The sequence below is a fragment of the Pedobacter sp. AC190 genome (assembly GCF_979258025.1).
On the sequence record NZ_OZ409824.1, the window covers coordinates 3627867 to 3649868 of the forward strand.

At 34.5% G+C, this 22002-nt stretch carries 17 protein-coding genes; 9 read left to right on the forward strand and 8 right to left on the reverse strand.

All coding sequences use genetic code 11. The features are described 5' to 3' along the window. The first annotated feature begins 11 nt into the window (after positions 1-11). Positions 12-4001: a hypothetical protein gene (locus ACZZZI_RS15965; protein ID WP_463489979.1), complete on the forward strand. Its 3990-nt coding sequence runs from the start codon at positions 12-14 to the stop codon at positions 3999-4001. Between the two features lie 111 nt (positions 4002-4112). Here the strand turns inward: ACZZZI_RS15965 and ACZZZI_RS15970 are convergent, their stop codons facing one another. The 6 genes from ACZZZI_RS15970 to ACZZZI_RS15995 form a co-directional block, all read right to left on the reverse strand. Then, positions 4113-4763, reverse strand: a complete 651-nt coding sequence (locus ACZZZI_RS15970; protein WP_316760806.1) for a response regulator transcription factor — start codon at positions 4761-4763, stop codon at positions 4113-4115. Then, on the reverse strand, positions 4763-7813 hold the full coding sequence (locus ACZZZI_RS15975) for a ligand-binding sensor domain-containing protein (protein ID WP_463489980.1): 3051 nt from the start codon (positions 7811-7813) through the stop codon (positions 4763-4765). The genes ACZZZI_RS15970 and ACZZZI_RS15975 overlap by 1 nt, the downstream gene beginning before the upstream one ends. 114 nt (positions 7814-7927) lie before the next feature. Next, entirely contained in the window at positions 7928-8371 is a 444-nt protein-coding gene (locus ACZZZI_RS15980; protein ID WP_316760801.1) for a TQO small subunit DoxD, read from the reverse strand. A gap of 271 nt (positions 8372-8642) precedes the next feature. After that, positions 8643-9380 (reverse strand): MIP/aquaporin family protein, encoded by a 738-nt coding sequence (locus tag ACZZZI_RS15985; RefSeq protein WP_463489981.1) that lies wholly within the window; start codon positions 9378-9380, stop codon positions 8643-8645. 17 nt (positions 9381-9397) lie between these two features. Next, entirely contained in the window at positions 9398-10888 is a 1491-nt protein-coding gene (gene glpK / locus ACZZZI_RS15990) for a glycerol kinase GlpK (protein ID WP_463489982.1), read from the reverse strand. Between the two features lie 24 nt (positions 10889-10912). Next, on the reverse strand, positions 10913-12499 hold the full coding sequence (locus ACZZZI_RS15995) for a glycerol-3-phosphate dehydrogenase/oxidase (RefSeq protein ID WP_316760794.1): 1587 nt from the start codon (positions 12497-12499) through the stop codon (positions 10913-10915). Between the two features lie 155 nt (positions 12500-12654). On the opposite strand from ACZZZI_RS15995, the gene ACZZZI_RS16000 reads away from it, so the two are divergent. Together ACZZZI_RS16000 and ACZZZI_RS16005 are read left to right on the forward strand one after the other, a co-directional pair. Then, entirely contained in the window at positions 12655-13419 is a 765-nt protein-coding gene (locus ACZZZI_RS16000) for a DeoR/GlpR family DNA-binding transcription regulator (RefSeq protein ID WP_316760791.1), read from the forward strand. Positions 13420-13459: 40 nt separating this feature from the next. Beyond that, the gene (locus tag ACZZZI_RS16005; protein WP_316760788.1) at positions 13460-13852 is read left to right on the forward strand and encodes a response regulator transcription factor; all 393 of its coding nucleotides are present in this window, start codon (positions 13460-13462) and stop codon (positions 13850-13852) included. Between the two features lie 38 nt (positions 13853-13890). On the opposite strand, the gene ACZZZI_RS16010 is transcribed toward ACZZZI_RS16005, so the two are convergent. Continuing rightward, entirely contained in the window at positions 13891-14373 is a 483-nt protein-coding gene (locus ACZZZI_RS16010) for a hypothetical protein (RefSeq protein WP_316760785.1), read from the reverse strand. A gap of 126 nt (positions 14374-14499) precedes the next feature. Next, complete coding sequence (locus tag ACZZZI_RS16015; protein ID WP_463489983.1) at positions 14500-15093, reverse strand: hypothetical protein; 594 nt, start codon at positions 15091-15093, stop codon at positions 14500-14502. A 143-nt stretch (positions 15094-15236) separates the two neighbouring features. Between ACZZZI_RS16015 and gatB the strand changes: the two genes are divergently transcribed. From gatB to ACZZZI_RS16045, 6 genes are all read left to right on the forward strand, one after another. Next, positions 15237-16694 (forward strand): Asp-tRNA(Asn)/Glu-tRNA(Gln) amidotransferase subunit GatB, encoded by a 1458-nt coding sequence (gene gatB / locus ACZZZI_RS16020; protein WP_463489984.1) that lies wholly within the window; start codon positions 15237-15239, stop codon positions 16692-16694. Continuing rightward, positions 16694-17806 (forward strand): TlpA disulfide reductase family protein, encoded by a 1113-nt coding sequence (locus tag ACZZZI_RS16025; protein WP_316760776.1) that lies wholly within the window; start codon positions 16694-16696, stop codon positions 17804-17806. Before gatB ends, ACZZZI_RS16025 begins: the two co-directional genes overlap by 1 nt. 103 nt (positions 17807-17909) lie before the next feature. Beyond that, positions 17910-18599, forward strand: a complete 690-nt coding sequence (locus tag ACZZZI_RS16030) for a response regulator transcription factor (protein ID WP_316760773.1) — start codon at positions 17910-17912, stop codon at positions 18597-18599. 107 nt (positions 18600-18706) lie between these two features. Further along, positions 18707-19138, forward strand: coding sequence for a phage tail protein (locus ACZZZI_RS16035; protein ID WP_463489985.1), 432 nt, complete (start codon positions 18707-18709; stop codon positions 19136-19138). A 195-nt stretch (positions 19139-19333) separates the two neighbouring features. Continuing rightward, a complete protein-coding gene (locus ACZZZI_RS16040; RefSeq protein ID WP_463489986.1) occupies positions 19334-20056 on the forward strand; it encodes an RluA family pseudouridine synthase in 723 nt (240 codons plus the stop codon). 78 nt (positions 20057-20134) lie between these two features. Continuing rightward, entirely contained in the window at positions 20135-21925 is a 1791-nt protein-coding gene (locus tag ACZZZI_RS16045; RefSeq protein WP_463489987.1) for a chloride channel protein, read from the forward strand. The last annotated feature ends 77 nt before the right edge of the window (positions 21926-22002 follow it).

Consider the following 22002-nt stretch of genomic DNA (forward strand, 5'->3'; position numbering starts at 1 on the left):
TTAAGATTATCATGGAACCAAGTCTTTGTATTTTAACTTTCCCTCAATATTATCAAAATGGTCGGATAACGTTTAATATTGTTGTTATTCCGAGAAATTTAAATCCGTTGTTGCCCTTAGAAGCCGGCTTACCAGCTTTTGCAGATACAGAACTTCTATTTAAAGCTATGGTTATAAATAGCTCAGATGGATTACCCCTGGCAGGTAATGCATTAGAATCCTCATCATTAATAATTGAAAACCAAATTACATCAAGTCGCGAAATTTGGGAGGCATTAAAAACTCAGATGGAACTTACTGATGGGATGAAAATCAGCGATGCGGAATCGGGAAAAGCGGAGCAGCGTTCTGGAGATGCACTTGATAGATATAAAAATGTTTCTATTAGAAAATATTTGCCCGACAGTTATCGCAGCTCTTTTAATTTCGTAAGAGCAAGAAGTAAGTATGCGGTTACTGGAGATGAATACAGTTGTGCTATAAAAAATAAAAACACAGAAAACACAGATAAAAATACTCAAAGAGATGTTTTGTCTTGGGGGAAAGTAACTGCACTCTGTTTAAGGAATCCTGCGTTGGCAGAAAAGGCAGGTTTAATTTATAAAGCTTCAATCGCTGTTAATGATGCGGCAAATCTTTTTGAAAACGGTGGCTGGCTTTATACAGGTTTTGCAGCTGGTAGTGCTTTCGAAGGTTTAGATGGAATGAAATATGCAGCAAGAATTCCAGCTTTGAAAGGGCTTAATGAACGAGTACTGTTTTCTGCAGTACAATTTCCCGTTGCTCAAACCGCCGTTAATAATGTTGGTTACGATGAAGTTTTAAAAGATGCAATCGTTTATGATGATGGTTTCGCTAAAATCGTTCATGCCAATCAGCCCGTTAATCAAGATTTGCTCCAAGAAAAAGATAAATCTAACCCTCCGTTAAAAGATGTAGGTATTCGTTTAGGATGGGATGATGAGCAGATTGCGATTTGGTATAATCGCCAAATGCTTAAAAAAGAAGAGGAAAGTGGAAGTGATGTTGATACACCACTGGGCGTTTTTGGCTATCGGGTAGATGTTCGGAAAAAGGGTGAGGAGCAATGGTTATCTCAAAATAGTTTAATTCTTCAACAAAATACAGCCCTAAATAATGGGCGAATTATTATTTCTGAGGCTGGAGAAATTATAGAACCAGGAATAGAAGTTCATCCTTCGGCACATGGAGACTCGAAAGGGGCAGGTTTTTGGTTGCCAATGTACTTTAGTAGCTGGATGGGGAAACCAATTTCAATCGCAGATAAAGATGCTGAAGATATTAATATGCTGCATCCTGATAAAATGATCAAACCTCGACCAGATATTGATAATACGATTAATTCTATACCAAAAAGAACATTTCATCCTTATGCCGCTGATCCAAGAAATAATATTCCCTTGGTTTATGGAAACGATTATCAATTCAGGGTTAGATTAATGGATATTTCTGGTGGCGGACCATCTGTTACAGAAAAGGCTTTAAACGGTGGCGAAAAACCTGTGGCAGATTTACATTTCAAAAGACACATTGCAGCAGGCGCTTTAAAAATCACGAACATTAGCAGCGTTTATGATAATCTTCCTTCAACAACAGTAGCAGATATTAAAGACACCAGTATTTTGCAAAATCTGATTACGATTGATAACCCAGTTTTGAAAATTCAACGCCCTTTACTAGGCTATCCTGCTGTTGTTTTTACAGGTAAGTATAATAATGTAATTGATAAGCTGAAAGCCATTTTAAATGATTTACCTGCAGATGAAAAAAAGGGTATTGATATAGGTTTATCAGATCCGGATGTATCTTCATTTAAGGTACAAGTCGAAATCAAAAGCTTAGAGATGGATAATGGCCGTTCTGAGAATGGTAAAGAATCATACATCGTTCTTTACCAAAAGGAGTACAACTTCGATGAAGGCAACTTTGATAATGAAGTTTTGCTTAACATTGTTCATAAAGATGAAAAGCAATTGACTTTTACCGAAGGTTATAACGATACAGGCGCTGATTATGATTTGGTTTTACCAACATCGAGGCATATTCGCTTAACTTTTATTCCAATTATTAAGCACGCAGATAATGATTATGCAGACTTAAGTATTGCCGAGGGGAAAAGAATAACCTTAACTTCTTATCAGCCAGGAGCTGATGAAACAGGATTATTGTCGCCAATCGATGGCGGGTTTAAGGCAGTTTATTTACAACCAGAACATGCTGTAGATCAGCATCAGATTAAAACTTTTAAAAATAAAATCACTTTACAGTTTGTAAAAAGTAATACTCCAGTGGAGCTGAGTAGACTTGCTGATGCTTTTAACATAACGGCTCATAATTTAACTTTAGAAGGTGAAAAAGGTAAGCGATTACAGTTTGGCTGTTCCAAATTAATGAGACATTCCCTTGCTCCAGATTCTTCTTCTATATCTTTTTCATCTCAGGCAGAATTGTTTAATCGATGGATAATTGGTGTTGATTATACTTTACTTAGAGATTGGGCCTGGGATGGTTTAGAAAAAGAAAGTTTCTTCATTTACAGAAAATGGAAAAGAGAAGGTGAAGTTTCGTTTAGCAATGAGGTTTTAGCAGGAGTAATTAATGTATCTGATACTGTAGCAATTAATGCACTTCATGAGCCTGAAAGAACGTATTCCAGACTTTTGTTTTTGGATGCTTTTGATCCGAAAGAGGTTGATTCTTTATTGCCGCCAGAAATAATTATCAGTTACCGTATAGAAGTTCATTTTAAAAAGAAAGGGATTCCATCTGTAATTGATCCAGAAATTAAGGATAAAGAAATTCATCTTCCAGTTACTATAATTCCTGCACAGATTCCAAAATTGGTTTCAGCAGGTATTGCCTTGTCACCTTATGTTTCTGATGAAGAAAAGTATAGATCAACAGATTTAAGACAAAGATTTCTTTGGCTAGAAATGGAAGAAGGCCCGAGAGATCGTAACGACACTTACTTTGCCAGAGTACTATCAAATGCTCCAGATCCATTACTTTGCAGTATAAGTGAGGAGTTAAAAACTTACGATCCCGTTGATGCTCCTCTAAATATTAACGATGAGAAAATAAGGACGATTATTCCAGGAATGGATAATGATTTTGCTGGAATGGGAGCCATGCAGGAATTACTACGTGGGGACGATAATTCTGGTAAATCTAATTTTTATATGCTGCCTCTGCCTCCAGGCTTACATGCAGATAGCGATGAACTTTTTGGCTTTTTTAGTTATGAGATAAGATTAGGTCATAAAAAAGAGTTGTGGAGCACCGCTCAAGGCAGATATGGTAGGCCTTTGAAAGTGAACGGTGTGCAGCACCCAGCACCAAATTTATCGTGTAATGTTATAAGAAGAAAAATACCACTTTTTGAGAAAAAATTAAAGGAGGTTTTAGTTGCCAATAAAGTAGAACGTTTGCGAAAGGATAGCGGACAAATATTAGAAAAACCTTCAATTAATATTGCCTTTAAAAATGAAGTGGTTATTACCGCACAATTCGCAACCGCCGTATTAAATGGTAAAAATATAACTGCTAATCCTCCGCAAACCAGTTTATGGTACATGTTATATACGCAAGTACGTCAGGCAGATGGTTTATCTTATCGGAATTTATTGTTAAGCTCGGGTTACATGCCTTATATACCTCCTAAAAGGAGGGTTTTGGCTAAAAATGATGTAGTTTCAAAGGAAGAAGGTGGAAAAACAGGAATTGCAATTTTAAAGGTAGAAGATATTCAACAGCGATTAGTAGAACTTGGTTTGCCTAAAGAAAACAGCTTAAGCGTACTCTGTGTTGAGATGTTTCCAATGGATAATATGTGGCATATAGAAGGTGGAAAACATGATTATGCAAATGCTGAAAGACTTGCCGAACCGTTAAATCCTTTGACAACTGGACTAGGCTCTTATAGAATTTATCGAACCTCGCAGCTTGTTCCTGTGGCAGAAGTATGTTGTGATGATTGTTAGTGTTAAAAAAGGTGTTCAGTAGGCACCTTTTTTAAAAAGGATACTTAAATAAATATTTTCATCAGATATATTAGTTGAAGTTTATTAATTAGATACACCATTTCAGCATAACTAATCTAAACCCAGAAATATTTTATTTTCTATTGCGTATTTAACCAGAGTTGCGGTGTTGTTTAAACCAAGTTTATACAATATATTTTTTCGATGTGTATCTACTGTTCTTATACTTAAAAAGAGTATATCAGCAATTTCTGCATTTGTATTTCCATCGGTAATAAGTTTAACAATTTCTATTTCTCTTGATGAAAGTATTTTTTGATTGCCCTTTTTAGAATAATCTTTGTGTCCGCTTAAAAATTCTTCAAGCACGTCTTGTATTTCTGTACTAACATAATATCGCCCATTAGAAACCTCATCAATTGCTTTAAATAGGGTCTTATCATCTGTATTTTTAAATAAATAAGAATTTGCTCCAGCCTCGAGCATACTAAGTACACTCTTTCTGTCGGCAGACATTGATAAAACGATCACTTTTACATCAGGAAAATCTGTTTTGATGACTTGTAAAGTTTGATAACCATTTAATAAAGGCATATTAATGTCAAGGAGTACAACCTCGGGCTTATCCTTTTTAATAAGTTCTATGGCTTCTAAACCATTATTTGCTGTAGCAATTACATTAAAATCGGTGCGAACGGCCAAAATAAGCTTTAAGCCGTTTATCATCATATTATGATCGTCTGCAATAAGTATTTTAACCATTAATTTAGAGTTTTTATTTTTTTTGCCTTAAGGTTTATTGTAATTGTTGCAGCTAAACCTTTTCCAGCTTCTGTATCAATATTAATTTCTGCCTTAATTGCATGGATATGAGCTTCTATATTAGACAGACCATAACCTCGTTTGGCTCCAAAATAATCGAAACCTTTTCCGTCATCTTCATACAGTAAAATTACTTTGTCATTTCTGCTAACAATAGAAATGTATATGTTCTTAGCTTCGGCATGTTTTATTGTGTTATTAATCAGTTCCTGGCAAATTCTATACAAAGCATATTGTTGTGTTTTCTTTAAAATGGCATTGAAACCTACATCATCTAAATAAATTTTAATGATTTCCAGTTTGTTAATATTGCTTGTTAAATCATGCAATGCAATAATCAAACCGTTTTCATCCAGCGTCTTAGGACTTAAGTTAATCAAAGTATTTCTTAAAACATGCAATGCCTGATCTATATATTGTGCGGATAATTTTCTTAGCTCTCCACTTTCTATCATTTTATTTATATCACCAGCCAATAAATAATGTTTTAGCGACGATAATTTTAAACCTAAATCATCGTGAAGATCATCCGCAATCCTTTTTCTATCTTCTTTTTGGAAAGTAATCATCTGTCTCAACTGCAAAACTTGCATTTGCTTAAGCCATCTCAGGTATAAAAACAGAACAAGAATTCCTATTAAAATTAAACTAATGATTATGCCTGTAATAAACCACCATTTTTGCCAAAAAGGTGCGTTAATGGTTATGGCCATTACCGTTTTATTATTACTCATTAGGTCCGTTATTTCAAAAATGTATGAACCAGAAGGCATATTTGGGAATCGTAATTCGCTATTTCCTGTTACAATAACTTCCCTATTATCGTAGCCTGCCATTTTATATTTTATTTTCCTTTGTAAGGGATTGATATAATCCATGGAACTAAAGCCTATCGTTATCGTATTTTCATTGTGATTTAAGTTTAATTTCTTTGCTGTTAGCGAATTTCCTGCATTTTTATAAGGCTTATCATTAATTTGAATAGATACAATTTTAGGACAACCAATGCTTTTAAACGGGACTGTTTTTTGAGGATTGAAAATATTTACACCATTTATGCCTCCAACAGCAATCTGATTTTCTGATAACTTCGATATGCAACCAACATTAAATACCATGCTCTGTAAACCATCAGAAGTTGTGTACTTAATTGTTGTTTTTTTTAACGTATTATAAAAATATAAGCCATTATTAGTTCCAATCCATAAATTATTGTGCTCATCAGTAATTAGACTAGTGCATTTCGCGTCAATTAAAAGCTCTTCTTTTTCCGAAAGTTTCTCAATATTGTACTTTAGTAACCCTGCAGTTGTGGCCAGATATAAGTATTTGCCAATAACCGCTTTTCCGTTAGTTGCGTATGGTGTTCTTATTGTTTTATGCCCAAATGTAAACTGGTTATGCTTTACGTCGAATAAATACATGGCTGTGTAATAAGTTTGAATCAATATTTTATCTCCAGGCAACTGAATTAATTGCTGAACATTTGGCCATGTTATTGATTTATTAGGTTCATTTAGCAGGTCGAATCGGATCGTGTTATTTTTACTAATCTGAACTCTTGCAATTCCAAACTCCGTGGCTCCAAACAAGCTATCCTTGCCAAGTTTTAGCATTTGATGGATATCAACTTTTCCTTTAAAATTGTTCGAAAAAATCGCCTTCAAAGGGGTGAATTTATTCCTGTTATATTGAAAAAGATAAAATGCACCGTTTGCTAATTCAATTAATACATTATTATTTTCTAACTGAATTAATTTGTTAATGCCCAAATGCTGAAATTCTGTGCTAACAGTTTTCGATAAATCGTGATTGTAAATTTTAATCCCCGAATTTTTGGTTGCACACCAAACTTGATCCTTTAATTTTAATATGGCGGTTATATTATTATCCTTATTTTCCGCTTTTGTTACATATCTGGGAAAAATTACCTGATTTAAATTTGTGTAATCGAGTCCGTAACCATCAATACCTAAAAAAAGATTGCTTTTACTGTCAATATAAATCCTTCGGATGTAATTTGCTGAGATACTATATGGATCGCTTTCAATGTGTTCATAATGATTTATGAAGGTTTCGGTAACTAAATCGAAAATTAATAAACCGCTGCCATTTGTACCTACAAACAACAAGGGCTTATTTGGATACTTGGCTATGGCTGTACAAACGATGTTTTTTATTTTAACATGCGAATTGAATACTTTGTAAGTACCATTTATGAGGTTTAATTTTATTAAACCTTTCTCTCCAGCTAACCACAATAATGTATCTGATGCAATGTAAACATCTTCTATATGGGAAATTAGGCTGTTTTTATTAGAAGATGGCATGAAATATTCAGTCGCACTTTTTTCTTTTCCATCTTCAATTCTATTGATATAAATTCCTTTAACACCACGGCTTATAAACCAGTTTAGCTCTTGATAAAATGGTTTTGACTTAAACTGGTAACCATTTGAAAATTCTGTTATTTTAATTAGCTGTTTCTTCTTGCTATTGTGCCTGTAAATATTACCTGCTAGATAAACCCAAAGATTATCTTGCTTATCGATGTAAAAAGGGAAGGAGTAATAGTTTTGCTGTAAATCTGGTAGCGAAAAATTATATAAACTGAAATTATCCGTTTTCTTATTATACTTTACCAGATTACTTTGAGAACCGATTATTAAATCTCCATTTTTGTCTTCAATAATATTTGTTAGATAATTGCCAGGGATATTTGACTGGTTAACCTTCGTTTTTTTATAGGTGATACAGTTTGTTCCATCAAATCGGTTAAGTCCATTTTCTGTGCCAATCCATAAAAAGTCATCTTTATCGATATGGAGGGCCCTTACTGTTGGATCACTCAAGCCATTTTCTTGTGTTAAATGCTTAAATAAGAGCGTTTTTTTGTTTTGAGCTGCGCTATTCTGAATGGCAGAAATCAAAACCATCAGACTTATTAATAATCTGGTAGTTTTGAAATTAAGATTGATTTGCCCGACCATCGAATTTAGTTGTTGCTGCTATAAAACAACTAAATCTAGTGAAAAATTTTTTTGTTATTGGTTTGAATATCAGTATTTAAAAGTAAAAAATGCAAATGTGTTTTCGGTTTAGCATCATTTATTTTTGATTAGTAGATTGTCAATACTCCATTTATAAACCGAGGTTGTAGAGAGTAATAATGCGCCAGCACTTGCAGAAAAAACTGAATAATTAAACGGGGCCTTTAAGCCTAAAGAAATAGCCATACATAACGCAAAACCAAGCAAAAGTGCAAAACTACCAATTGCCGATAATCTGGTTTTAAAACCAATTATTAATAATATTCCGAATACGGCTTCTGAAACTGTAGCTATTAATCCTAAAATATCAGATAGTGAACGGCTTAAAAAAGGGACTAAGATATGTGTGTAATCCAGAAAACTTTGCCAGTTTCCCCATGCAATATTTTTACCATCAGCAGGACCAAGCCAACCCAGGCGATCTATTACTGCATAAATAAAAGCTATGCCAAGTGCAAATCTTAAAAAGAGCTGAGCATAATTAAGTTGATTTTTCATGTCGTTAACTGATTGATAATTATTTAAGGTCAAATTTCTAACAATAATTTTAGATAAAAATTAATCTATATTAAGAAAATAAAATAGCTAACGGGAAATAAAAAAGGGATAGACTAATTAAAGTCTACCCCATATCTAAACCCAAACATGCGCTCAAACATGAATGAATCAATTATGAAACAAATGTATTAATTATTGGTTTCAACTAATTAATTTTATGGTAAAAATTAGGTTATCTTTATAATAAAGGTTGATTTTTACTCAAATCTTGTTATTTAATATTCAAGGCTAAAAAAGCCAATGCGGCTAAAGTAGAGCCTATAATAGGGCCAACTATCGGTACCCAGGCATAAGACCAATCGCTGTCACCTTTACCTTCCATTGGAATTAAACTATGTATAATTCTTGGGCCTAAATCTCGTGCAGGATTTATTGCATAACCTGTTGTACCGCCTAAGGCTAAGCCAATTACCCAAACCAAAAACGCAACTGGAATTGCGCCCATAGAACCAAGGCCGATCGGTGTAACTTCTTTTGTGCCCAAAGTTGCATCAGTAAAATAAAAAATAACGAAGATTAAAACAAAGGTTCCGATGATTTCAGAAAATAAGTTAGAAATCTTGTTTCTAATTGCAGGAGCTGTTGCAAAAGGAGCAGCTTTCAAAGATTTATCATCTGTAGCATCAAAATGATCTTTATACGTTATCCAAACCAGTAAAGCACCAAACATGGCACCGCTAATTTGAGCAATAATGTAAAAGGGTACTTTAGCCCAATCAAAACCTTTTCCAATAGCTAAACCTAATGTAACGATCGGGTTTAAATGTGCGCCACTATGTGGCCCCGCTACTACAACACCTACAAAAACAGCGAGTGCCCATGCTGTAGTAATTACAATCCAGCCACTATTGTTGCCTTTTGTGCCTTTTAGTACCACATTGGCAACTACGCCATTGCCTAATAAAATCATGAGGGCTGTGCCTATAAATTCTGCTAAATATGCATTCATATTAATAAGTTTTATTGTTAATCCTCGGCGCAAACTCTGGCAGCTTTTACAGCTCTGTTCCAACCTTTAATTCTTTCGGTATTATCTATTCCATCTGGTGCGGAGAAGGTTTTATTAATTTTCCACTGCGATCGAATTTCTTCGATGCTACCCCAAAAACCGGTAGCTAAGCCCGCAAGATATGCCGCCCCAATTGCTGTAACTTCAGTAACTTCTGGACGAATAACCTTACTTTGGAGCAAATCGGCCTGAAATTGCATTAAAAGATCATTTGCCGTTGCACCACCATCAACTCTAAGTTCAGCAATGTTTACGCCAGCATCGGCTTCCATAGCTTTTAAAACATCCATAGTTTGATAGGCAATACTTTCTAATGCAGCTCTTGCAATGTGCGATTTGTTTGTGCCCCGAGTTAAGCCTGTTATGGTTCCACGGGCATGCTGATCCCAGTGTGGAGCACCCAAGCCAGCGAACGCGGGTACTATATAAACACCCTGTGTATCAGGAACCTTTTTTGCCAGAGTTTCTACATCAGCAGATTTTGAAATTAATCCCATTTCATCTCTTAGCCATTGTACAACCGCTCCACCAATAAAAATACTACCTTCAAGTGCATAATAAACTTCATCTTTAATTTTCCATGCAATAGTAGTTAAAAGGTTGTTAGCCGATATTTTTGGCTCTTTTCCAATATTCATTAGCATAAAACAGCCTGTTCCATAAGTGTTTTTAACCATTCCAGGTTCAATACACATTTGTCCGAACAGAGCAGATTGCTGATCGCCAGCAATACCTGCAATTGGCATTTTTGCAGCTAAAATGTTGCCTGCTGTTTCGCCATAAACCTCGCTCGATGATTTTACTTCCGGTAACATTTGTTTAGGGATGCTAAATAAATCAAGTAATTCATTGTCCCATTCTAAAGTATGGATGTTATAAATCATTGTTCTTGATGCATTTGTAACATCGGTAACATGCGTTTTGCCTGCAGTAAGTTTCCAGATTAGCCAACTATCAATAGTTCCAAAGGCTAATTTACCAGCTTCTGCTTGCTCTCTTGCGCCCTCAACATTATCTAAAATCCACTTTGCTTTGGTTGCCGAGAAATAAGAATCGATGATTAAGCCAGTTTTTTCCTGAATTTTTTGAGCTAATCCTTTACCCTTAATTTCGTCGCAATAAGCCGATGTACGTCTGTCTTGCCAAACAATGGCGTTATAAACTGGAATCCCAGTTTCCCTGTCCCATACAACGGTTGTTTCTCTTTGATTAGTTATGCCTATCGAATCTATATCTCTTGCTGCCAAACCTGCCTTAACAATAACTTCAGCAGCAACTGATAGCTGAGTTGTCCAAATTTCCATCGGATCGTGCTCAACCCACCCAGCCTGAGGATAAATTTGGGTAAATTCTCTTTGCGCAATTGCCACAATTTCTCCGTTGTGATTAAAAATAATTGCCCTCGAACTTGTTGTTCCTTGATCAAGAGATAAGATAAACTTGCTCATAATGTTAAATTTGGTTAGGTATCATCAGGCCGAAGCCGTTTCTTTTTTATTGTTCGGTTGGTAAATATAACCTAAGGCCAATTTATTAAAAATTTCAACCTGGTTATCTTCCCAATCTTGGTCTGCGTTTAATTCTTTTGCTAAAATAGATGCAACTTTTTTACTCATTTCTATCGCTGCTTGTGCGTCAATAAATAAAACCCTTAATCTTCGGCTTAAAATATCTTCAACAGTTTCAACCATCTCATTTCTGATTGCCCAAGTAACCTCCGCTTCATTATAAGGAAAATCGGGGTGAAGTTTTTTGCCCAAAGCTGGATTTTCTGCTATCATCGCTTCTATTTTAGATCGGTCGGTACCATAAATGTCAAGATAATTTCCATCTCTAAGATCGATGCAACCATGTATTTTTAAGGTTTTTGTTATACAATCTTTAGGTGGTAAACCAGCTTCACTAATTGCCAGATTAACGGTTTCTTCAGCCATTCGACGATAAGTTGTCCATTTACCACCTGTTATAGTGATTAACCCTTTTGCAGAAACGATTAATTTATGGTCGCGACTGATTTCCTTAGTGCTACTTCCATTGGTTTTAGAAGGAGCGGCGAGTGGTCTTAAACCAGAAAATACGCTTAAAATATCATTTGCAGTTGGTTTATGATTAAAGTATAATGATGCGGTAGCCAGAATAAAATCAACTTCTTCTTTCAAGGCTCTTGGTTCCAGGCTATGCTCATTTAAAGGAGTATCTGTGGTGCCAATTAATAAATGTTTATGCCATGGAACTGCAAATAAAACCCGGCCATCAGAAGTTTTTGGAATCATTAATGCCGATTCGCTGTTTAGGAATTTCTTATCCAAAACAATATGAACACCCTGACTAGGTCGAACCATATTTCTAGATTTCGGATCGTTCATTTTTAAGATGTCATCAACGAAAACACCTGTAGCATTTATTACGATTTTTCCAGTAAATGTCGATTTTTTATGTGTTAAAGCGTCTTCCGTTTCAATTCCATTAACGGTTGCTCCAGTTTTTTTTAATGCTGTAACTTTGGTGTAATTTAAAAGCGTTGCACCATTTTTAATTGCAGTTTGCGCAATGTTTATGGCTAATCTCGCATCATCAAATTTACCATCGAAATACCTTATTGCGCCTTTCAAGCCTTTCGATTTTATTTCAGGTATTATGGCTAAAGCTTCTTTTTTTGATAAAAACTTAGATTTTCCAAAGCTGTATTTTCCTGCAAGCCAATCGTATAAAGTTAATCCTGTTAAGTATTTGATTACTGAAAACCAGTTGTAGCAAGGGATTATAAATTCTTCTTTATTTACAAGATGAGCAGCATTTTGTTGTAAAAATCCGCGTTCTTCTAAAGCGTGCTTAACCAATTTAATATCGCCCTGAGCTAAATAACGTACCCCGCCATGCACCAGTTTCGTACTTCTACTTGATGTACCTTTTGCAAAGTCAGCCTGTTCTACCAGTAAAGTTTTATAACCACGACTTGCTGCATCTAAAGCTGTACCTAAACCAGTAGCACCACCACCGATAATAATGATGTCCCATATTATGTTTTCTGAAATTACGGGATTATGATTTCTCTTCATTTAAAGCAAAAGATAATAAAACGAAACAATACGCAATTATAAGTAATCGTAATCGGAATAATATTATGTACGTGTTAAAAAAATATCATCTAATTTATTTAAATGCTTTAGCAAATTGTTTATTTTGTGGCTCTGCAAAAACATATCTAGTTATTATGATGAATTTAGCTGAAAGGCACCAGTTGATTTTAAGCCGTTTACAACGAGATCAATATATAAATGTTGTTGATTTATGTAAGGAATTGAAAGTTTCGTCTGTTACTATTAGAAAGGATTTAAAACTGCTTGAAGACAAGAGCCTGCTTTTTAGAACACATGGTGGTGCAACAATGAATAATCCGTACACTGTTGATCGACCAGTTAACGAAAAAGAAAAAATACAATCATCAGAAAAAAATAAAATTGGTGCAGCGGCCGCTGAATTATTAAATGATAACGACTCGATCGTAATTGCCTCTGGAACAACAGTATTATATTTTGCCAAAAATATTCAGCCAGCAATAAATTTAACAGTTGTAACTTCTGCATTAAACGTAGCATTAGAGCTCATGCGGGAATCGACGATAGAAGTAATACAGCTTGGAGGCTTGCTACGTAAAAGTTCATCATCAGTTATGGGGAGTTATGCGGAGCAAGTTTTACAGGATTTTTATTTTAATAAGCTCTTTTTAGGTGTAGATGGAATTGATTTAGATTTTGGTTTAACTACAACGAATGCTATGGAAGCCCAATTGAACCGCAAAATGATTAATGCTGCGCAAAAAACAATTGTACTTGCCGATTCTACAAAATTTGGGAAAAGAGGCTTTGGTAAAATCTGTGGATTAGAGGAAATTGATCATATAATTACCGATAAAGGAATTTCTGAACAAATTGTAAAACATTTAGAAGGTTTAGGTGTTACTGTTACTATCGTATAAAAATAATTTCGATATTTAAACCAAAACAATAATTTGAACCATGTCAAAAAAACGTATACACATTTTAGAAGATGATCAGGAAATCAGAAATGTAATTGAAATTCTTTTAAAAGAGGAAGGATTTGAACTTCAGCTTTCATCAACATTTTCAGAGCTTAAAAAAAATATTCAGGATGCAATGCCTGATTTGTTTTTGCTTGATGTAATGTTGCCTGATGGAAATGGAGCTGAAATCTGCGAAGATTTAAAAACGGATATTTTTACTAAACATATCCCAATCATAGTAATGTCTGCACAAAATAATAGCGAACAAAAAGCTATAGATGCATTTGCTGATGATTATATTAGTAAACCTTTCGATATTGATGAAGTGTTGAAAAGGATAAATGCTCAAATAGATAAAAGCAGAGCTGGAAAACCAGAAAATGCTTAAATAAAAAAGGAGACAATTTAATTGTCTCCTTTTTTATTTTAATGTCTTCCTCTTCCACGTCCTCTATCATGATGATCTCTTCCACGAAACTCGTGGCCTCTGTTTACCACTTTATAGGTTTTAAAAGTTCTTCTTGGTTCGCTATGAAAAACTCGGTTTCCTCTTCCATAGTAATTAGCTTGCGTTGCATAACGAACACTATGCGAATTGTAGTTTCTATATGGGTTATTGCCATAAACCACAACTTTTCTACCTCGATTTAAGTTATATCCTCTATATCTCGCTGGTAGATATCTTGATCTTGTCCATCTGTTACCACTTAAATAAACAAACTGCCTTTGTGGTACATAATAATAAGATTGTACTTCGGGTAAATAGTAATAATTAACGTTTTGGTAACCAGCAGGAACCCATGCAGGTTGTGTACCAATGTTTACATTTAAACTTACTTGAGCGTTAGATTGATTTGATGTTAAAGCAACGATACCTACAATCGCCGAGATGATTAATAACTTTTTCATAGTAATCTAAATTTAATTTGTGTGTATTAATACAAATTCAAACGCTGTGCCAAAATTTCTATTGTAACAGATTTATAAAAAAAGGAGTTTCGACAGAAACTCCTTTTAGATAACCAACTATATTAATTAGTGACGGTCGTTACCACGTTGACCGCCATTTCGTTCTGGCCTGTTGTTGTCTTTGTTATTTCCACGGCCATTGCTTTGTTGCTGGCGAGTTGGTTGATTCACTCTTGTAACAGTTTTTTGATTACGGTTTGGTCGGTTGTTATTTACAACTACAGTTTTATTAACACTATAGTTCGGATGTCCTTTTACTACGTAATATTTAGTATCTCTACTATCTCTTATAATTGTTTGACGACCGCCATAGTTTTTGAATTTGCTATATCTGGCAACATATACATTGTTTCTTAAATACGGCTTTGGCTCGTTTATAACAACTTTATAAGAGCGGTACAAATCGAAATTGCCAAATTGTGCAGGTAAACTATTCGCCCAAATCCAACGGCTTCCATTTAAGAAAATGTATTGACCTGATGGAACATAATAGTAAGCATTAATATCTGGGAAATAATAATAGTCTACATGATTATATCCAGTTGGGCCCCAAACTGGTTGTGAGCCAATATTTACATTTAAGCTAAACTGAGCTTTTGCATTGTTTATGCTGAATAATGAAACCATCAGAACTGCAGCAAATAATACTAACTTTTTCATAATCTTTTAATTTAAAGGTTTCTTGTGTGTGTTAATTATTGAAATAGACACAAGCATTACATACTAGTTTAAGTGTGGCAATCCGTTTTAACATTCTTTAACTATATTTGCCAGCACAATACACTTAAAGGCATCATTTTAATATGAGTTTAGGGACAACCGAAAACAATTACGAACTCGTTTCAGGACTGGAAATTCATGTTCAGTTAAATACAAACACTAAAATATTTTCTGCTGATAGTGCATCTTTTGGTGCTTTGCCCAATCAAAATATATCTGCAGTTTCTTTGGCTTTACCAGGTGCTTTACCGAAGCTGAATAAAGAAGTTGTAGCAAAAGCTATTCGAATTGGTCTGGCTTTAAATTGTACAATCAATCAAATTAATCATTTCGATAGAAAAAATTATTTCTATGCCGATTTGCCAAAAGGTTATCAAATTACACAAGATAACCAGCCTATTTGTGTAAACGGATATTTGGAGGTAGAACTTGCAGATGGTTCGCTAAAAAAAATCGGCATTAACCGTATTCACTTAGAGGAGGACGCAGGAAAAAGTATTCATGATCAGGATGATCACTATTCTTTAGTTGATTTAAATCGTGCAGGGGTACCACTAATTGAGATTGTTACCGAACCAGATATTCGCAGTGCAGAAGAAGCCTCAGCTTTGCTAAGCGAAATTAGAAAACTCGTTCGCCATTTAAATGTGAGCGATGGAAACATGGAAGAGGGCAGCTTACGTTGTGATGCAAATATTTCTATCCGTGAAAATGGTAGTATTGAATTTGGAACACGTTGCGAAGTTAAAAACCTAAACTCAATGCGTAACGTACGTAGAGCTATGGAATTTGAATTTAAGAGACAGGTTGAGGTGATTTCTAACGGAGGAGCCATTATACAAAGCACCTTAAATTTCGATGCTGATAAAGGAACAACCTCGCCAATGCGAACCAAAGAAGAGGCAAATGATTATCGTTATTTCTCTGACCCAGATTTGCAACCCATTTACATTTCTGATGATTGGCTGGCGGAACTAAAATCTGCTATGCCAGCTTTGCCAAATGAAATATCGAAGAAAATGGTTAGCGATTTCGGAATCAGCAAGGCTGATGCAACATTATTTGCCGAAGATTTAGATTTACTAAATTACTTTAATCAGGCTCTACCAGTTGTAAATACTAAAAAAACGCTTATAAATTGGTTAATTGGACCAATAAGAGCCGTTTTAAGCGATAAAGGAATTACTATAGTTAATTATAAAGTAACACCTGAACAATTGGCTGCTGCTATAAATTTAGTTGATGATAAAAAGCTAACACAACAAATTGCCATACAAGAATTATTACCTGTAATAGAACAAAAAGAAAATGTAAACGTTGCTGATTTAGCACAATCGCTAAACCTTTTAATTTCTGAAAACAGTGATGAGCTAGGTAGCTTTATTGATGAAGTGTTAAATAAATACCCACAACAGGTAGATGCGTATAAAAAAGGCAAAAAAGGCGTTTTAGGATTGTTTGTTGGCGATGTTATGAAGTTGGCCAAGGGCAAGGCTGATGCAAAAAAAATAAATGAATTAATACTTGAAAAACTTAAATAATGAGATTAAAAAACTTTAGCCTGATCGTACTAATTGCGATTGCTTTCACAGCTTGTAAACCAAAAGATAGTTTTACAATTGATGGTACTTTTAAAAATCCAGGAACGGAAAAGAAAGTATTTTTATATGGAATGCAAAGCAGCCAGATGGTTGCTATTGATTCAACCAATTTATCAGAAAAAGGCGAATTTAAGTTTATTCGTAAAACTCCGTCTGTCGATTTTTTCCGTGTTTCTGTTGGCAACCACGAATTTATGCTTATTGCTAAAAACGGCGATGAAATTAAGCTAGAAGCAGATTTAGCTGATAAAACAATGGCTTATAAAATTTCTGGCGCTAATGAAGTTGAGAAACTATCAGAATTAAATGCAATTAGAAACACTTATGCTAAGCAAGTTGAACAATTGCAAGCCGATTTTGAGAATAAAGTATCTACACAACCTCAAAATAGAGCTGCAGTTTTGGAAGAATTAAAGCCACGTTACGAATCATATACTAATCAGTTAAATTCGGCCATCATTAAATTTGCAAAGGATAACAAAGGTACTTTAGCTAGTTTTTATGCAATGAATACTTTAAGCCCACAAGAATTTGAGGCAGAATTAGTGAAGTTTGCAGATGAGGTTAAAGAAGAAATAAAAGGGAATGCAACTGTTGATGCTTTCGTTAAACAAATGGCGTTGCTGAAAACAGTTCAGGTTGGCCAGGTTGCCCCAGCTTTTACAGTTAATACTGCGGATGGAAAACCAGTTAGTTTATCTGATTATAAAGGAAAATACGTTTTGGTAGATTTCTGGGCGTCATGGTGTCAGCCTTGCCGACAAGAAAATCCTAATGTAGTTAAGGTTTACAATAAGTACAAAACTAAGAATTTTGATATTATAGGTATTTCGCTAGATACCGATAAAGCAGCTTGGTTAAGCGCTATCGCGGCAGATGGTTTAACTTGGACACATGTTTCTGAATTGAAAGATTTTAATGGAGAAACAGTTAAAAAATATCAAGTTCAAGCAATTCCAACTTCTTACATAATTGATCCAGCTGGGAAAATTGCAGCAAAAAACCTTCGTGGCGAAGAGCTTGAAGCGTTTTTAGCAAAAACGTTACGTTAAAAGAAAATCAATGTTAAACTAATTTAAGTTATTAACAATTTCTTAACTTAGGCTTAACTGAAAAGTACATCAGAGACACTACTTTCGTAACAAATATTTAACTATGAACAACGCAGGTCAGAAAATATTAATTGTTGATGATGAACCAGACATTCTGGAATTAATTGAATATAACCTTAAGAAAGAAGGTTATCAGGTTTTTACAGCGTCGAATGGTCAAGAGGGAATTACAGTTGCCAAAAAAGTTCATCCTGATTTAATTATTCTGGATATTATGATGCCAAAGATGGATGGAATTGAGGCTTGTCGTTTAATGCGTGCAATCCCTGAATTCAAAAATACGTTTATGGTTTTCTTAACCGCGAGGAGCGAAGAGTACTCAGAAATTGCAGGTTTTAACGTCGGAGCTGATGATTATATTGCTAAACCAATTAAACCAAGAGCTTTAGTTAGCCGTATAAATGCTATATTAAGAAGAAACTCTGGCACTGAAGAGTTATCAGAAAATAAATTAGAAATAGGCGATTTGGTTATAGATCGAGAAGCCTATTTGGTTTTTCAAGGTGGTAATAAAGTGGTTTTAGCTAAAAAAGAATTCGAATTATTGTATCTATTAGCATCTAAGCCAGGAAAAGTTTATACCCGAGAATCTATTCTTAAAAACATTTGGGAAGATTCGGTTGTGGTAACCAATAGAACAATTGATGTTCACATTCGTAAACTACGCGAAAAATTAGGCGAAACTTATGTATCAACTGTTAAAGGTGTTGGTTATAAGTTCGAGTTATCTTAAATATTAAAATCAAAATATTAAGGCCGAAGATTAATTAATCTTCGGCTTTTTTCGTTTGTTTAAATTTTGTTATTATATTGTATTTCAAGTAATTAAAATAAGATACTATGTCTGAGAATGCAATTAATCGATATAATTTTACAGCAGATTGGGGAGGGAGTAGAATTGGTTTTACCGAAATATCAGGATTGGATATTGAAATAGAGGCTGTTATTACGAGGGATGGCTCAAGTCCTGTAGATAGTGGTAGAAAGATTCCTGGTATTCGAAAGTTTTCAAATATTATTTTAAAAAGAAGCATTGCCAAAAACGACAATGATTTCTTTAATTGGATTAACACAAAAAGTATTGGAAATATAGAACGAAGAAACATCACCATTAAATTACTTAATGAAGATCATGAGCCCATTTTTATATGGATGGTAAAAAATGCTTTTCCAGTTAAATATAGCGGTCCTATTCTAATTTCAAATGATAGTGAAATAGCATTAGAAACACTTGAGTTAACGCATGAAGGCTTAACCGTAACCACTCCATAATTGATATACAAGTTTTGAAATAATCTAAAGGGTTTTGCTAAAACTTTATTCATATTATCCGAAAAATTTCAGCACCCTTTAAATAATTGATGTTTTCAAAGCTTCTTATCGATAGTCAGCTGCTTTATCTGTGGCTAATCCTTAGTGCAATTAAAATAAATCCGTATTTTTGCGGTTCATTAATAACAGCACAGTTTGAAGTACCCAAATTTTAAAGACCTTATTCTTTTCGAAGACAACGATTTTATCGTAATCAATAAACCACCCTTCTTAGCATCGCTTGATGAAAGAGGTGGATCTGGTGAAACCAATGTTTTGCGTTTAGCCAAGCAATATAGCGATGATGCACAGGTTTGTCACCGTTTAGATAAGGAGACTTCAGGAGCTTTAATTATTGCAAAAAATCCAGAAGGTTACCGCCATGCATCGATGCAGTTTGAAAGAAGAAAAGTTGATAAAACTTATCACGCTGTTGTAGATGGCCACGTAATTTTCGACGATCTAATTGTCGATTTGCCAATTTTAAACGACGGAAATAAGAATGTAACCATCGATAGAGCAGAAGGTAAAAGAGCAGAAACTATTTTCAATTCTTTAAAATATTACAAGCACTACACTTTGGTAGAGTGTAAACCAATTACGGGTAGAATGCACCAGATTCGTATTCACCTGGCTACTCAAAGAGCGGCAATTGTCGGTGATGATATGTATAAGGGTAAACCTGTTTTTCTTTCATCAATTAAAAGAGGCTATAAATTAACCAAAGGCGAAGAAGAACAACCAATTATGAAGCGTTTTGCTTTGCATGCAAGGCACTTGGTTTTTAAAGGTTTGGATGATAAAGATATTGTAATTGATGCACCATATCCGAAAGATTACGCAACCCTAATTAAACTTTTAGATAAGTTTGATGCATAAATAATTAAGTTAAATATTGCCTCGGCGTTCACTTTTAGCTACATTTGGAACATTCGCTCTATATTAAAAAACAAGAGAATGTATATCCGTTTTGTAAATTACCTTGATAAGATTAATCAATACAGAAAATCGAAAATATCAAACCGTAATTTCTTAGTCATCCTAGCTGTAATTGTTGGTGTTTTAGCTGGATTAGCTGCCGCGGCTTTAAAAAGTTTAACGCATCACATAGAAGAATTTCTGCAATCAGACTGGCATTGGAAATACAAATATTATCTGTATTTCATATTTCCAATGATTGGTATTTTTCTAACGGTTTTATACATTAAGTATTTTATCAGAAAAAGTAAATTTGAAACTGGGCTAACACCATTACTTTATGCCATTTCAAAAAAATCGAGTAGAGTAGAAGCACACAATATTTATTCTCAAATAATAACGGCTGCAGTTACCGTTGGTTTTGGTGGCTCAACAGGATTAGAGGCGCCAATTGTAACGAGCGGTTCGGCTATTGGTTCTAATTTAGGTCGATTTTTAGGACTGTCTTACCGAGAAATTACCATGCTTGTAGCTTGTGGTGCAGCAGCGGGCATTGCAGGCGCTTTTAATAGTCCTGTCGCAGGTATTGTTTTTGCAATCGAAATTCTCTTACCAGAATTTACCATTCCAGCGTTTATCCCATTATTATTATCTGCTGCAACAGCTGCCGTTGTAGCAAGAATATTTTATACACAGCAACTATTTTTTCTCGTAACAGAAGGCTGGCAAATCAATGCGTTATTTTACTATGTTCTTTTGGCAGGTTTAATAGGCTTATTTTCTATCTATTTTACTAAGGCTAATTATGCTGTAAAAGGGTTGTTCTATAAAATCAAACATCCGTATACAAAAGTTGTGGTTGGCGGTTTAATGCTTGGCTTTTTAGTATTCCTTTTTCCAACACTTTATGGAGAAGGTTATATTACGATGAAAAATTTATTAAGAGGAGATTACCTGGCTGTAATTAACAACAGTATTTTTCAAGATTATAATACTATTCCAGCATTGGTTGTATTGTTTACGGTGGTAACAATTTTTATGAAATCGCTTGCTACTCTAATTACATTGGGTGCGGGTGGTAATGGTGGTACCTTTGCACCAAGTTTAATTATGGGCGGTTTAATTGGATTTATTTTCGCTTATACCGTAAATCTTTCTGGAATTGCACAGTTGAATGTTTCTAATTTTATTGTCGCTGGCATGGCTGCTGCATTAGGATCGATTATGCACGCCCCATTAACAGGTATTTTTCTGATTGCCGAAATTACGGGCGGTTATATACTAATGGTTCCTTTGATGATTACTACTGCGATTTCTTACGCCATTAATCGTAGCTCACAAAAACACTCTATTTATACTAAGGTTCTTGCCGATAAAGGAGAATTGCTTTCTCATGAAGATAAAGATACAACGGTTTTAAATCAGATGAAATTGAAATATTTGATTGAGAAAACTTATCCTCAATTAAATATGAATGATTTGATTTCATTAAAAATGAATGAAATAGTGCAATCGCATAAAAATATTTGTGCTGTAACCGACGATTTAGACGATTTTAAAGGTATTATCTATATGGAGGAATTGTTTAGTGAAATGGTAAACAATCCTGATAAGGAAACTTTGTTAGCTACAGATTTAGTACAGCCAGCTCCAATTACAATATTGGAAAATGAAGATTTAAAAACTGTATTAAAAAAAATGGAGCAAGAAAATGCATGGCTTTTACCTGTTGTTGATGAGGCTAATCGATACAGAGGATTTGTATCTAAAACTGCAATTTTTAATAAATACAGAGCTTTACTAATGCGGCAGAACGATTACATGGGGTAAAACCTCAAGCCTCTAAAGCGGACTTTTGACTTTCCTCTTTTCATGTAGGTCAACAATTATTATAATAAAAAAAGTTG